Below are 15361 nucleotides of genomic sequence, written 5' to 3' on the forward strand. Positions count from 1 at the left end.
TTCCGAGGCTAAACTGAAGTGACAGAATCGGAATGTATTTATGTTTTAATTGCGTGCAAATATACAACTTTTAATTTTAAAATATATTATGGTTACAGCTTAATTTGAAGTGTAGCATACCAAGTTCTCGACTGACTAGGAAGAATTCCTGGTCCTGGATAACCAGTAGCTCTTCTAGTAAAATAACTATTGTTTAAAACGTTGTTGATTCCACTTTCCAATTTAAAATCACCAAAGGTATAAGCCAGAGAAATATCAAGAATATCGTATGCAGGAATTTCTCCTACAATACCGCTTTGACTTTCAAAATCGCGTTCGCTATTCGTGGCATCAGTAAATTGTTTACTTAAGTAGGTATATTGAACACTCCCCAAAAAGTTTTTATAACCGAATCCTAACCCAGTTTTTAAGTTAATTGCCGGAATAAATTCTACTTTATTTCCTTTTACATTATTTTCTTCGGAAGAAATATACTCACTATCAGTAACTGCGAGATTTATGAAATAATTCATCTTAAAGTTTTTATTGGTAGAGAAAGACTCCATCACATTCCAATCTACAAAACTTTCCAATCCATAGGTTACTGCATCGCCTATATTGCCGCGAAAACGCTCATCCTGAATATCGCTTACCTCCCTGACGATTACGCCTAACCTATCTTGATAACTTAAAAAGAAGCCTCCTATATCATAAGAGATGTGTTTTCCAAACCTCCCACGAGCACCTAAGTCGAAAGTATATCCCTGTTCATCGGTTATATTTGGATCCACTACCAACGAAGGATTAGTTATTCTAATGTCATTAAAAGTTACAGAACGATAATTCTTACTTAAATTTCCATATAATTCCATAACTCGCCAAGGTTTATAGCTCATTCCCACTCCCAATAATATGAAGGTTCTATCAAAATCGCGATTATCTTCAATGTTCTCATTTAATATAGGATTTCCCGCAATGTCAAAATTAATTTTTTTGAATTCGCCTTCGCTCTGCGTTTTTATATATTCAAATCGGAAACCTGGAGTTATAGAGAGTTTAGAGCTCAGGTTAAAAATACTCTCTCCAAAAATAGCAATGTTTAAATTTGGAAACTCAAAATCACTTTGTCTGGGATAGTTAGGGTATTTATCATTTGCGAAATTAAAATCTGGATCACTCCCATCACTACCCGGCCCTTGGCGTTCGCTATTTTTAGACTGGTAATATTTACTCCCTAAAAGCAATACATTTTCATTACCCAATAAATTATAATGTGTTAAAAACCTGGCTTCTGCTCCCCAATTATTGAAATCTCCCGAAATAAGTTCTCGAGGTGCATCCAAATCATCCTCCTGTGAAACCCTGTTTTCACGAAATCCAACAGTCTTTCTGTAAGCGTCCAATGCAAATAAATTTAAACTAAAATCTGTCTTTTCGGAAAAACTATGGTCTAATCGAAGTGAGTATAGCTTCCAGTCCACTTTAAACCAGTTTCGCGTCCGATTACTATAAGTAGGATCCTCTTCAAACTGTTTGTCGGTAAGACCTCCTGGTTGTTGTGCTAAATAATTCAGGTAGCTCATTTCAAAAGCAACTTTAGTATTGTTGGAGAATTTATAATCTATATGCGCATAGGCATTATGAGAATCAAATTCGGAGTTCGGCCTAAAGTCGTCTCCTGTTTTAAAATTGTAATAAACATAATATCCAAACTTCCCTACAGTACCACTTAAACTATTAAAGCTATTGAAGAGGTTGTAGGAACCTAAAGATTGTCGTGAAACCCACTCTAGCTTCTTTTTAGTATTGGGTTCTTTTAGTTTAAAGTTGATTAAACCTCCAAACTGTGTTCCGTATTGAAGTGATGCTGCACCACGAACAACTTCAATCTCTCTAATAGCGTCTGCAGGTGGGGTGTAATAACTTTCGGGGTACCCCAAAACATCTGCGGAAATGTCGTACCCATTTTGTCTCGTGTTGAAGTTTGCTGTTCTGTTTGGATTTAAACCTCGACCGCCAATATTTAATTGTAGTCCTCCATCGTTATTTTCGTAAATATTTAAACCCACTACCTGAGCGTATATTTGTCGTGCATTATTAGTTGCTGTATTGGTAGTTAGATTATCCATAACTACAACCTCACTCTTCTTACCTGCGTAAATGGCTGTCCCCTCCACTTGTCTTAAATTTCGCAACGCGAAAATTTCTTCTTTACGTTTTGTAATAAGCACTTCGGATAACTGTTCGCCCAACATCTTAAGATTAAAAGAAATGGTTGTATTTTCAGAAATAGTTATATGTTTCTTCAACACCTCATATTCCAGACTGAAAACCGCGAATTCATAAGTTCCTGCAGGAATATTGGAGAATTCAAATTTTCCTTCTGCGTCGCTAATTCTAGATTTTCCTAAATCTAAAATATAAACCTCTGCGTAAGCAACTGCTGTATTTGATTCATTTGAAAATACTTGCCCTGAAACAGAAAATTGCGCAAAAGCTGAAATATTAAAACCTAAGAAAAAAATTAGTAAAGCATTTTTAAACATGGAAAAATCTTTAAAGTCCTTTGATATTATGGTTAAATGGTAAAATCCAGTTTTTTGGTTGAAAGGATTCTTTCTGTAACATTAAGTCTATTTCTGGATTTATAAACGGTTGACTGAGTCTTCCATTTAATGCTACATAGCTTTCTACATAAACAGCAATGTTTTTATGTCCTTGGGTCGCAAAATGATTGCCTAAAAAATGTGCATACTGCAATATAAAATCTGGCTGTGTACTCATTTGTTTCTCCTGAAATGGGGTTAGAAAATCTGTATTATCCACTAAAAACTGTGCTCCAGTTGCCTTATTTTTTATTTTAAATTGCGCGTAACCAGCTTTTTCCATAAGCATTACCCGCCAGGAAAAACGATACCCTTCTTCAGTCCAAAAAAGCTCATTAGGATACGCCAGATATCGCCAAGGAAACAATAATTGAACTATAAAAAATACCGTTACCACAGGCAAAGATATATTTTTGTTAAACCTATATATTTTTATTTTGGAACTATCAGTATTTTTTGAAAGTTGGAAACCGAATATTTTTGAAATGAAATTGATAATACTTTGATGGAAACGTGTGTCAAAGAAAATTAATGTACTTACAATCATTATATACGGAAACATTCCAATAGGGAATAACACCCTTGTTAGAACATGAAAGACTACAACTAAAATAAAAGCAAGCCATCGCGTAGGTTTGTACAAAAGTAAAAATGGAATTGTTAAATCATAAATCGCACCGCTATAACTAAACGCGTAATGCAGCCACTGCTGTTGCATCAAATCTCCTAAAAATGGTAAGTCATATTTTGAAGGGAGCCAAATTTTTAAAGGCATTGCATTCACTAACCAATCACTATTTAATTTTGCCAACCCCGCATAAAAATAAACTATACCAAGCATAAGCTTAATACTATCTACTGTCCATTTAGGAATTTCATTAAAAGCTTTTAAAGGATTTTTTAAAGCATCTACAGAAAAATAAACATTAGCTGGTAAAAAAATCATCAGAAATCCAATACAACTTATAAAATAGTAGTGGTTGAGATACGTAGTTTTATCCATCAACTCAATATAGGTAAAGCTTAAAAAGAATACGATAATGGCCAAGCGATATTTATATCCCAAAGCCACTAAAAGGGAGGCGATACCACAAATTATAAATATTATATAAGTGTAATCTCCAATCGGTTTCACCCATTCAAAACCGTAATAACTAAAGAAAAACTTTGGTTGTACGTATAATTTATCTATCCACCCATTCGCCCAAAACCTAACGATACTAAAAAACATCATAAAACCAAATAAAACACGAAAGACCGCTAACGGAGCGGCCTGTGTGGTTTTATTTAGATACTTATTAATTTTTTTGAACATGGTATATTATACTGCGTGGAAGTAAGCCAATTTAATTTTCGAAATTAGTTTAATTCTCTTAGCATTTTAGTCCCCATCAGAATCGATGTAATCTATACTTACATCAAAGGCTTGAACCATGTCTACCTTCATTAAAATTACAAGACGCTGTAACTCGTCATAAGTCTCTAGCATTTTAGAATTATCCATTTCTACCTGCTGAGCCAAATTTGGATTTAGTTCATTGGCCTTAGTTTTTGCAACCGCAAATTGACTATTTATCAAATCACCTAAATTTTCTCCGTTTTTAATGGTATTCAAATAGTTTAAATACGTATTAAAGCCAGGGCCGTTTTCATTTCCGTCAAAACTCTTTCCATTGAAAAAGTTTTGGCTTGCGGCAATCGCTTCTAATAAAAGTTCTTTTGAAATATCTTTCTTATAATAGGCTTCCACATTTTGAGGCAAAGTTTCGGCAGAGAATACACCTGCTGGAATACCAACTTTTCCGGCGCGAAGCGATTTTTCAAAATAAAAAATGTAATCGTTGGTCAATTTATCAACAGCTCCAGATGCCGATGAACTCGTATTTGCTACAAAAGTATCGCGGTACCCGTTAATCCAACTATTTAAAACCTCATTGCTCAAAGATGTAATGGATTCAGACAACGCTAAGAGATAATTTTTATAGCCTTCAGCATTAGCGTTTGTTGTGTAAAACTGTATAATATTGGTATCGGTTTCTGCCAATCCGTTTAGCATATAATCTAATGCCGGAAAGCCTTGTTTATCAATGGTAGAAGGCAGAGCAAAATCGTATATTCCATTGGCAATAAAATTTTCAATTTGATCTGTATTGGCAGGATATACATTTAACCGGTTTCTAAAACGAAGTTCTTCCGCTTTTCCAATTTCGAACATTGAAATATGTTGAAACGATACATAACCATCTTTCCAAGCCGATCTAAGTAATTGCAAATTTTCCGCCGTGGGATTTGCAGTAAACTGTATTGTACTTGCTTCTAGTGCAGTAGCCTTCAGGTTAAAACTGGTATAGGCAGGAATTATAATATTGTCTGCCCAGTTAACTAACATTGTACCCCGATCAAAGTTATCACCTTCATCTTGCGGAGTTTCATTATCACTTGAACACGCAACGATTGACGTAAATATTGTAATTAATAATACAGAAACTTGAAGGAATTTCATAGTAATAAATTTATAACCCCACCAATAATATATTAGTGGGGAGTGTTGAATTTATAGTTTTAGTTAGTGGCTGCTTGTGCAACTGTAAAATCAAATTTTACTGCAATGGCTTCGGAAACCTCATCAATAGTTTCAGGAGTAACACTCCAGAAACCATTTTCAGGAGAATCCATCAACATCGCTAAAAGAGTATCTACTTCATTTCTGGTGAAAAGCGGTGTAGCACTTTCAGATTTTCTAGCAAAACGAAGGCTATAAATAAAACCATAGGCTTCTGATAATGCGTGAAATGATCCTTCGCGATTACCCTCAGCAATTTTATTTTTACCAATCTGAAGGTAGAATATGCCACGAACAGCAAGTACAGTTGAAACTTTTTCACGAATAATTGCGGCCTGAGCATCGCGAACCTCATAATCTTTTGCCACAATAGCAGCGCGACCTAATTTAAAAGCGTTCCATATATCGGCAGCTATGGTTGAGAAATCTGAATTATCATTAACACGACCAACATATTCATTTAAAAATTTATCATCATCCCCAATAGTTAGGTTTGGATTTTCAGGATTCGCAGAGGCCCCATAAAGGTACCCGTATGCTTCATCCCATTTGTGTTCCATTGTAGTATAATTTTTATTCTCTTCCGTGATTCCGTCATCATTCTTTTCACGGTTATCGCCTTCATCCAAAACTGAAGGGCTTAAATAATTATTCAACATTTGATCTGTCATAAGGGCTCCTAAAATACCTTTGGCAAATGCTTGGTTATACTCCAAACCTTTTGAATTAACGTATCGGGTTTTGTCCCCATCAGCAATCTGTCCAGCAATTCCCGGAGATGCCATAACCATTCTGTTAGGAAACACCTCATTGGTTTGTGAAATAATATAATTATCAAAAGTGGCTTTAATCTGGGCACTTTCGGCAGTATTTGTTGCAAAGTAATCATAAGATGCAGCACACTTACTTCTTAAATTTTTACCTGAAGCATTTAGCGTAGCATCAGAAAAGTCATCGTTTCCAGCTTCATGATTATACATAGCTAATAATGATGCTTCGGTAGTATTTTCAAAATCTGTAAATGCTTGCGCTGTCTCGCCAGCCATTAAAATACGAGTAGTTTGGCCACTAAAGTTAACACTAGACTCCCCATCACGCACAAATTTGTAGGTTTCTGGTGTATCAATATTATTTTCAATAATTGCTTGATCATCATCTGAAGAACACGAAATAAAAAAGGTAGCACTTAGAAGTGAGGTAAATAGAAATAAATTTTTCATCAAATATTATTTAGACTGAATTAAAATAGTATAATTTTCAGCCGCAAAAATAAGAGTGATATAGAAATCTCGCAAATTTATTTAGATTTAATTTAAATAAATTTTAAAAATTTATTGTAATGAGAAGTAGTTTAGACTTTTATAGTGATAACGGCCATACCTTTTAAGCTTAAAACTTTTACGTATTAGCTACTTTATTCCAATAAATTTGAAAATGCAGTAAGCACAATAATTAATTCTTTGACTTTAAATAGTTGACAATTGCTTTTCGAATATCTGCTGCATTCTCTTTTTCAGAAGGGGTATAAACTTTTAATACTCTGTTATTTTCTTGCGTTAAAAAAGGAATATCTAGCCCTTTCATAAGAAAGTCACTTATGGCGATTGTGTAACGCAATTTAGGATTTATAGGGGCCCCTTGTACTAACCAAGTACCTTTAGAATTTTGAGTAAAGTTATGTCTTTGCAAATATGCGCCTGAACCTTTTTGATTATTGCCATACTCTAGTACCTCAATTAGTAAACTTCCTCTAAGTTGAACTTTTAACACGCTACCTCCAAAGGGTAACACTCTAAAAATGTCTGTACTAGTAATATTTCCCTGCAAATTATCATCAATACGTATTGAGCCTCCGTTAACAATTGCACCCGCTACTTTATTATTATACGCATGTGCCATCGACTTTGTTATTATATTTCCTAGGTTGGTTTGCTTACTCCTATTTGCATCATCCGTCCCATCAAGTATTTCATCAGCTTTATAAATAACATCGTAAGGAGAATCCACAACTTCCTTTAATTTATTATCCAACAATTCTTCCCACTTTTTCACAACTCGCTCTACTTTAGGAGCCGATGGCACATCGCTACCTACAAAAACCAATTCTGAAGCTACAGATAGCATTTTCGTTCTTAAATTGTAAATAAGAGTGTGGACATATACCGTTTTTGCATTTGCATCGGCCTTAGTAATAATTGTCCTACCTTCTTTTAACAACATATTAAAATGTTCGTGCCCTCCCATTATTAGCGGTAAATTCCTTAAAAGTCGGGCTATTTCTAAATCTTCTTCAATAGATACATGTGTTAAGCCAACCACAAAATCTGATTTTTGTATCGCTTCTTTATACGCTCTTTTAGAACTCTCATAAATATTTTCATAGGACACGTAATCTTTCGGATTTGAAGGTAAGGTAACGCCAAAAACAGCAAATTGAATTTGATTTCCTTCTTCATCATGCGCCGGAAATGTTACATAGTCGGAAATTGGTGCATTAGTATACTCCAATTTTGTTGTAAACGGACTTACTTTTTCTTCTGTAGCATGCCGTACATTTGCTGATGTCCATTTAAACTTCGATTCATCCAATCTTTTTTGTAATTCCGATTCACTTAAATCGAATTCATGATTTCCAAAGGTCACCAAATCTATTTCCATAGCATTTAGCACATCCACCATATGTTTACCATTTATCGTTTCCCCCTCGTGTTTTAAAGTTCCAAGAAGAGAAGGGTTGAGAAAATCGCCGGCTAGAAACATAAATGTATTAGGAAAATCCTTTTTGATAGAATCGCGTATATATGCTACTCTTGCCAACCCACCATACTCACCACCGTTCAGTGGAGAAATCTCGTAAACATCGTTAATTTGAATAAATTTTAAGGTAACAGCACCCGCACCTTGTATAGGATCTTCCTTTGGAATTGAGTTAATTATTGAACACCCAGAGCAAAGAATCGCAAGAAGAAAAGAAAATAGTAATGTTTTTTTCATCTGTAATAAATATTAAATCAAAATGTAAAAAGCTTTAGCTTAACAAATTACAATAATTCGGTTTAAACTAAGCTTTATATATTAATGATATTTAGTAAAAACTTTAGTAGCTTCATTGTATGCGCTTTCAAAAGACATAGGATTTATGTTACTCGAAATCTTTTCAGTTGTAAAATAACTTAACATTTTTTCGGTAGGCATATTTCCTGTTAACTCGTCTTTTGCCATGGGACAACCGCCAAAGCCTTGAATAGCACCATCAAACCTTCTGCAGCCAGCCTCAAAAGCCGAGCTTATTTTTTCGTGCCATGCATTTGGGGTAGTATGCAAATGAGCACCAAATTCAATGTGAGGATATTTAGGGATCAAGTTACTAAATAAATATGAAATAATTTCAGGTGTAGAAGAACCAACAGTATCACTTAACGATAAAATCTTAACACCCATAGCAGAAAGCTTCTCTGTCCACTCTCCTACTATCTCGACATTCCAAGGATCGCCATAAGGATTTCCGAAGCCCATAGACAAATAGGCAACAACTTCTTTGTTATTTTTATCTGCAATGTTTAGAATCTCACCTAACAATACTATCGACTCATCAATTGTTTTATGGGTATTGCGCATCTGAAAATTTTCAGATATCGAAAAAGGATACCCTAAATATTGAATTTCCGGATGTTTTACAGCATCTTCTGCCCCGCGTAGATTTGCGATAATTGCTAACAATTTACTATTTGTAGTAGATAGATCTAACTGTGAAAGCACCGCTGCTGTATCCTGCATTTGCGGAATCGCCTTTGGCGAAACAAAACTTCCAAAATCTATAGTATCGAAACCACAGCGCAATAGTGATTGTATATATTTCACTTTTAGCTCGGTGGGAATCCATTCTTTGATGCCTTGCATAGCATCGCGCGGACATTCTATTATTTTTACTTCTTGCATTGGTCCAAAGATAGCTTTTGAATAAGTAAAAACGAAATTAGGAAAGCGAAAAAATGATAAATGAGAGAATCAACTCGGGTTTTTATTAAATAGGGTGGCTTCTCCACGCTACCGCACGAAATGAAATTCGAATGAGTAAATCCTCTCGTGTGGTTTCCTGAAGTTTAATAACAGCTCTTGCTACCGCACGAGTCCTCTCGTGTGGTTTCCTACAGCTCAATAAAAAGCACTAATCCTCAAACAAAATACTAAAAGACTATAAAGTCCCCCGCTGGTGCGCGATTGCATCGCGTTCCTTCTAATATTTGTTTTTAATTCAGCCATAATACCGAAACACCACAATATCTTCCAAAAATCCGTTTTCGTCTACACAGCTTAGAAAATAAAGTCCTTCAGGATTAAGGAACCTGCCAGTACGCAGGCTGGTTTATAGCTACGACTCATCCTCTAAAGATATTGTTATTTCCTAATATCATGAAAACAAAGGTTACTAAATGATATCCAGATAAGAAAAGTAAGTACTGTTACTCAATTAAAGTCTGGGAGACCACGCGATGCAATCGCGCGGGAGCGGGGGTACTCGGTTGTTGTAATTGTTGAGCAGAATGTTGCTTTCTTTTTAAGTTTTGTCCCTATGGCATCCTGCCTAAAACGGTAGGCAGGCATAAAAATACTCAATTTTTCCTCTAATTAAAATGTAATCAAGCTATAACATTTGATCTTGTTTGTTGCGTGGCATGAGCGGGACGCTAAGGCCAGCGAGGGACGAGGAGATTATTATCTGTTCCTATTCTCTCTATTAAATTTCATTCCTAGTTGTCGAAAATTTATAATTCCATCAATTGATACAGCAAAATCTGAAATATTTGATTGTTTATTTAATTTAAAAGCGGGAAAATAGACTCTATTTGCGTCAAATATTTCACCTTCTTCAAATTCAAATATTTCATAAGGGTCATCCTCTATGGAATAACAAAAGATCAACTTTTTGCCATTTAGCTTCTCAAAATTATCTCTAAATAAGCCATAGTCATAATAATGTGTTATTTGATTATTAGATAATTGAAAAACCTCCTTGCCAAATAAGTTCCAGAGAAAAATTCTAAGAGAATAAATTCCAATACCTCCAAAAATTAAAATTGTTATAATAAATCCAAACCCAACTGAACCTGTTGTAAATAAAATCACCATAATTGGAAAGGAAAAACAAAAAATAGAAAAAACTCCTAAGATAATTGCAGGAAACCAATGAAATCCTTTATTTGCAATTATAAACTGAATTCTCTTATTATTCTCAATAAAATAAAACTGTCTTTTCATTTTCCAAAATCCTTATTAATAATAATTTCTATTCTCTTTTTTCCAATTTAAATATGCATTTGTTTTAGCCTTTTTCGCAGATTTTGAGGAACCATAATTTTGTTTGGTAAACTTGCCTGGACCCATCTGTCTATTGAACTTAATCCAAGGATTAACAGATCGAACATTAATAGGTGTAGGAATATGATTTATTGGGTTTAGATTTTGATAAAGTACTTCTGTAAGTGCAAATTTCACCCCATCTGTTACAGTACCAGTTTGTATATAATTAATCATTCTTTGTCTTGAAGATTGTGAAGCGGTACTCGAAAGTAGATTTTCCATAGATTCGCTATTATCAAAACCTAATATTTCAGTTTTCCAATAGTCATTCCATCCCCGTGAATTTAATTGATTATTCCTAGTCCAATATACATTTTTTAGAAATTCGGCCAATTGTTCATTTGGAACAGTAATAATATCATCACTCCCATCATTGGTATTTAATAGTTCATTGCCTCTTTCATCAATATACTTAGTTGCGATTATTGTAGGATCGCCATCAGTCGGGACGTTATTTTTAGTGAAAGTTTCATTCTCATTGGAATTATCCCTGAACCTTGTTAAACCCTTAGCATCTTGGCCATCGCCACTACCCCCGCTTTTCAAAGCTCCGCTCTCGTTGCCCGATCCAAAATTGTAACTCTCTACCGCCCCTGTCGTGGAAGAAAGACTTTGTGTTCTATAGCCATCGCTGAAACTTCCAGGCATCATCCCATCGGGATCTATAAAATAGTTGGGGTTATTAAACGCATAATTATAAGGCGAATGTCTGCGCATCGCCTCCGCGAGCGGGTCTATGTTCATCCACCTGCCCAGTGCGGGGTCGTAGTTTCTTTCCCCAAAATCAGATATATTCACATTAAACTCAAATTACTCGTCATTTAAGTGGGATTCATTAGGTCTTAAATCAAAAAAAGAATTCAATAATAACAAAACACATATACTTATTATTAAATACATGGAAGCAGATTGATCAAATATATAAAACCTTAAAAGTATTATACCCATAACGCTCCCGATTAAACCTAAAAATTTACTTATATTGAAACACAAATTCAATCTTTTTAAATTCTTAATGTCATTGTTCAACAAAACTCTAAATGTATAAATCATTAAAAATATTATACTTAAAAAAAAACATATGTTTGAAACAAAAACTGATTGCGTATTAATAAAAACTTTTAACGCTAACCCTAAAAGAAAGATGAGTGCAAAAGAAAATAAAAAAATAGTTGATCGCCGATAATCCATTTATTTAAACTTTGTTGTAATTTTTAATTTTTCCGGATTTGAACTTAAAAAAATAGCTGATCCAGAAGCAACAGAAGTTACTCCTAAACCTTTAGATATAATGGGCTCTGGAATTAGCCCCCGCTGGTGCGCGATTGCATCGCGTTCCTTGCACAATTTTAATTAAACTTTCCTATTCAACCATAGCACCGAAACACAACAATATTATCCAACAACACTTATTCATCTGCAAAGCTTACAAAATAAAGCCCTTGAGGACTATGGAACCTGCCAGTACGCAGGCTGGTTTATAATTGCGACTCATCCTCTAAAGATATTATTATTTAATAATATCAGGAAAACAAAGGCGGCTAAATGATATTGAGATAAGAAAAGTAAGTACTGTTACTCAATTAAAGCCTAAGAGACCATACAATGCTCGCGAAGCTTCTAGAGCGGAGAAATAAAACCTCAAAGTCTCAATCTATATTTTAATTAAAAACCTAATTACGGCAGCAAGATAAAAACAGCTATTCCCACAAACACCACAATCTGCAACCACTTTAGAACAGTATTTATACGTTTCCACTCCATCAGCAAATTAGATATTCGTCCTGCTAAAAGCGCTATCAAGCTGAAAACAAAAAAAGAAACTATCATAAAAGTAATTCCTAACACATAAAACTGGTAAACCGTATTGTCATTTTTATCCCATAGAAAACCAGGGAAAAACGCCAAAAAGAAAATCATTACTTTTGGGTTTAATAAGTTCATTATCACCCCAGTTTTAAAAAGCTGCCAATACGTTTTTTTTGGAGCGTTATTGGTAAAGGTAATTTCTGAATCACTTTTAAAAACCGAATAAGCTAAATAAAGCAGGTAGCAAGCTCCCAAAATTTTAATGCCGTAGAAAATTTCTTCGGAAGTTGTTATTATCGCAGAAACTCCAAAAGCCAATAAGGTGGTATGCACAATACAACCACTAATTAATCCAGCCGTTGTAGCTATTCCACTTTTAGTGCCATTAACTAACGATTGTGTAAGCACATAAATATTGTCTGGCCCCGGAGAAAGTGCTAGTGCCAAAGTTGCAATGGTAAAAGAAATTAGGGTTTCAATCATAAAAAATGACTTACTACTATAAGATATACGACTTAGGATTTGCTTTGATATACTTTTAAATATTGATCGCGGATAAATGAAGACGCTAAATTATTTGTCTTACGTCTTACGTCTTACATCCTATTGTCTTAAGTCCTTTTAAGCATTGCTTTATTTATCCGTTTTATTAAACTTGGTCCTTCATAAATAAACCCTGTGTACAACTGAACCAAACTCGCTCCTGCTTCAAGCTTTTCGAGCGCATCTTCAGCTGAATGAATTCCACCTACTCCTATTATTGGAAACGATTTATTACTTTTTTCTGAAAGATAACGAATTACTTCTGTGGCACGTTTGTTTAGAGGTTTTCCGCTTAACCCACCCATTTCGTCTTTGTTTGCTGAAATAAGTCCATCTCGTGAAATAGTAGTATTTGTGGCAATTACACCATCAATTTTTGTAGTATTTACAATGTCAATAATATCGGTTAGTTGTTCATCTGTTAAGTCTGGAGCGATCTTTAAAAGAATTGGCTTACGCTTTTCTTTTTTGTAATTTCTGTCTTGAAGCGTTTGCAACAAGTCGGTTAAAGGTTTCTTTTCCTGTAACGCACGAAGGTTTGGTGTGTTTGGCGAACTTACATTTACAACAAAGTAATCTACATAGTTGAACAATGAATCGAAACAAATGATATAATCATTAACCGCTTCTTCATTTGGCGTAACTTTATTTTTACCAATGTTCCCACCAATTAAAACCCTTCTTTTATCTCCAAGTGCAGGGTTTTGCTTTAACCTTTCTACGGCTTCTGCTACTCCCCCATTATTAAACCCCATTCGGTTAATAACAGCTGAATCTTCCTTTAAACGGAATAAACGAGGTTTCTCATTTCCAGCTTGAGGTTTTGGCGTAACGGTTCCAATTTCGATAAAGCCAAAACCGAGATTTGACAATTCTTTATAAAGTTTTGCATCTTTATCAAAACCTGCTGCAAGACCTACGGGATTTGGAAATTTTAAACCAAATAGCTCGCGTTCAAGTTTTTTATCTTCAACTTTATAAATACTTCGGAAAATACCTCCTAAACCAAGCTTATGGCAGAATTGAAGTAATGAAAATGTAAAATGATGAATTTTCTCAGGATCGAAGCTGAAAAATATGGGACGGATGATAGTTTTATACATAATTGCAAAATGTGGTACAAAAATACACTAAACTATGTATTTGTTATTTTGAATATGCTTTATTTTGTATTGTAAATGAAAAAGACATGATTGAAAAACAACACATTATTGACCGCTTTAAAAGTTATGTAACTATTGACACCGAAAGTGACCCAAATAGCGACACAACTCCGAGTACCAAAAAGCAATGGGATTTAGCAAATAAACTAGCTGAGGAGCTAAAAGAAATAGGAATGGAAGACGTAAGCATCGACGAAAACGCTTACATTATGGCTACTTTGCCATCAAATGTTCCACATGATGTTCCGGTGATTGGTTTTGTATCGCATTTTGATACTTCCCCTGACTTCACAGGTGCCAACGTTAAACCGCAGATAATTGAAAATTATGATGGGAAAGACATTGTTCTGAATGAAGAACAAGATATCGTTCTTTCTCCGGATTATTTCGAAGACTTATTGTTGTACAAAGGTCAGACCCTTATCACTACTGACGGAACAACACTTTTGGGTGCCGATGATAAAGCTGGAATTACCGAGATTGTTTCGGCTATGGAATATCTAATTAATCACCCTGAAATAAAACACGGAAAAATTCGTGTAGGTTTCACTCCAGATGAAGAAATTGGTCGTGGCGCACATAAATTCGACGTAGAAAAATTTGGTGCTGAATGGGCCTATACTATGGACGGAAGTCAAGTGGGAGAATTAGAATACGAAAACTTTAACGCAGCAGGTGCCGTAGTTACAATTAAAGGAAAAATTGTACACCCAGGGTATGCAAAAGGGAAAATGGTAAACAGTATGTACATTGCTACAGACTTTATCAATTCCTTACCAAGACTTGAAACACCAGAACACACAGAAGGTCGTGAAGGATTCTTTCACTTACACAATATAAAAGGAAGTGTAGACGAAACGCAACTTCAATATATTATCCGCGATCACGACAGAGGGCATTTTGAAGCTCGAAAAGAAATGATCCAAAAACTTGCTGATGATTTAAATGAACAATTTGAAACAGAGGCTGTATCGGTTGAAATAAAAGACCAATATTTTAATATGCGTGAAAAGGTGGAGCCTGTAATGCATATTGTAAATATAGCAGAAGAAGCCATGTTGCAAGCAAACATCAAACCTTTAATAAAACCTATTAGAGGTGGAACAGATGGCTCGCAATTAAGCTTTATGGGGCTTCCTTGTCCAAATATTTTTGCTGGTGGTCATAACTTCCACGGTAGATACGAGTATGTACCTGTTGAGAGTATGATTAAAGCGGTAGAGGTAATTGTGAACATTGCAAAAATTACAGCAGAAGACCTTACTAAATTTAAGACAGAAGCAAAATAAACTCCTAAAAAAATAAGCACCAAATTCCAAAGGTATTCCTATGGAGTT

General features: G+C 34.8%; 11 protein-coding genes. 1 reads left to right on the forward strand and 10 read right to left on the reverse strand.

The window, feature by feature from the left end; all coding sequences use genetic code 11:
- Positions 1-92: 92 nt before the first annotated feature.
- The 10 genes from RT250_RS09745 to RT250_RS09790 form a co-directional block, all read right to left on the reverse strand.
- Positions 93-2525, reverse strand: a complete 2433-nt coding sequence (locus RT250_RS09745; protein ID WP_313114448.1) for a carboxypeptidase-like regulatory domain-containing protein — start codon at positions 2523-2525, stop codon at positions 93-95.
- A 10-nt stretch (positions 2526-2535) separates the two neighbouring features.
- Positions 2536-3900: an HTTM domain-containing protein gene (locus RT250_RS09750; protein WP_313114451.1), complete on the reverse strand. Its 1365-nt coding sequence runs from the start codon at positions 3898-3900 to the stop codon at positions 2536-2538.
- Between the two features lie 66 nt (positions 3901-3966).
- On the reverse strand, positions 3967-5088 hold the full coding sequence (locus tag RT250_RS09755; RefSeq protein WP_313114452.1) for an imelysin family protein: 1122 nt from the start codon (positions 5086-5088) through the stop codon (positions 3967-3969).
- Between the two features lie 59 nt (positions 5089-5147).
- Positions 5148-6368 carry a DUF4856 domain-containing protein gene (locus RT250_RS09760; RefSeq protein WP_313114454.1) on the reverse strand — a complete coding sequence of 407 codons (1221 nt, stop codon included), beginning with the start codon at positions 6366-6368 and terminating at the stop codon, positions 5148-5150.
- Between the two features lie 232 nt (positions 6369-6600).
- Positions 6601-8142 (reverse strand): bifunctional metallophosphatase/5'-nucleotidase, encoded by a 1542-nt coding sequence (locus RT250_RS09765; protein WP_313114455.1) that lies wholly within the window; start codon positions 8140-8142, stop codon positions 6601-6603.
- 81 nt (positions 8143-8223) lie between these two features.
- On the reverse strand, positions 8224-9087 hold the full coding sequence (locus RT250_RS09770) for a hydroxymethylglutaryl-CoA lyase (protein WP_271393480.1): 864 nt from the start codon (positions 9085-9087) through the stop codon (positions 8224-8226).
- Between the two features lie 777 nt (positions 9088-9864).
- A complete protein-coding gene (locus RT250_RS09775; RefSeq protein WP_313114456.1) occupies positions 9865-10407 on the reverse strand; it encodes a hypothetical protein in 543 nt (180 codons plus the stop codon).
- Between the two features lie 15 nt (positions 10408-10422).
- A complete protein-coding gene (locus RT250_RS09780) occupies positions 10423-11307 on the reverse strand; it encodes an RHS repeat domain-containing protein (RefSeq protein ID WP_313114457.1) in 885 nt (294 codons plus the stop codon).
- 879 nt (positions 11308-12186) lie between these two features.
- Positions 12187-12801, reverse strand: coding sequence for a LysE family translocator (locus RT250_RS09785; RefSeq protein ID WP_313114459.1), 615 nt, complete (start codon positions 12799-12801; stop codon positions 12187-12189).
- Between the two features lie 128 nt (positions 12802-12929).
- Positions 12930-13964, reverse strand: coding sequence for a quinone-dependent dihydroorotate dehydrogenase (locus RT250_RS09790; RefSeq protein WP_313114461.1), 1035 nt, complete (start codon positions 13962-13964; stop codon positions 12930-12932).
- An 86-nt stretch (positions 13965-14050) separates the two neighbouring features.
- On the opposite strand from RT250_RS09790, the gene pepT reads away from it, so the two are divergent.
- The gene (gene pepT, locus RT250_RS09795; protein ID WP_313114462.1) at positions 14051-15313 is read left to right on the forward strand and encodes a peptidase T; all 1263 of its coding nucleotides are present in this window, start codon (positions 14051-14053) and stop codon (positions 15311-15313) included.
- The last annotated feature ends 48 nt before the right edge of the window (positions 15314-15361 follow it).

This window comes from Aequorivita sediminis (assembly GCF_032080575.2).
Classification (GTDB): domain Bacteria; phylum Bacteroidota; class Bacteroidia; order Flavobacteriales; family Flavobacteriaceae; genus Aequorivita; species Aequorivita sediminis.

Bases quoted from the DNA above. Each gene is read 5' to 3' on its own strand.
- RT250_RS09745 (WP_313114448.1), bottom strand. From the start codon at position 2,525: ATGTTTAAAAATGCTTTACTAATTTTTTTCTTAGGTTTTAATATTTCA.
- RT250_RS09750 (WP_313114451.1), bottom strand. From the start codon at position 3,900: ATGTTCAAAAAAATTAATAAGTATCTAAATAAAACCACACAGGCCGCT.
- RT250_RS09755 (WP_313114452.1), bottom strand. From the start codon at position 5,088: ATGAAATTCCTTCAAGTTTCTGTATTATTAATTACAATATTTACGTCA.
- RT250_RS09760 (WP_313114454.1), bottom strand. From the start codon at position 6,368: ATGAAAAATTTATTTCTATTTACCTCACTTCTAAGTGCTACCTTTTTT.
- RT250_RS09765 (WP_313114455.1), bottom strand. From the start codon at position 8,142: ATGAAAAAAACATTACTATTTTCTTTTCTTCTTGCGATTCTTTGCTCT.
- RT250_RS09770 (WP_271393480.1), bottom strand. From the start codon at position 9,087: ATGCAAGAAGTAAAAATAATAGAATGTCCGCGCGATGCTATGCAAGGC.
- RT250_RS09775 (WP_313114456.1), bottom strand. From the start codon at position 10,407: ATGAAAAGACAGTTTTATTTTATTGAGAATAATAAGAGAATTCAGTTT.
- RT250_RS09785 (WP_313114459.1), bottom strand. From the start codon at position 12,801: ATGATTGAAACCCTAATTTCTTTTACCATTGCAACTTTGGCACTAGCA.
- RT250_RS09790 (WP_313114461.1), bottom strand. From the start codon at position 13,964: ATGTATAAAACTATCATCCGTCCCATATTTTTCAGCTTCGATCCTGAG.
- pepT (WP_313114462.1), top strand. From the start codon at position 14,051: ATGATTGAAAAACAACACATTATTGACCGCTTTAAAAGTTATGTAACT.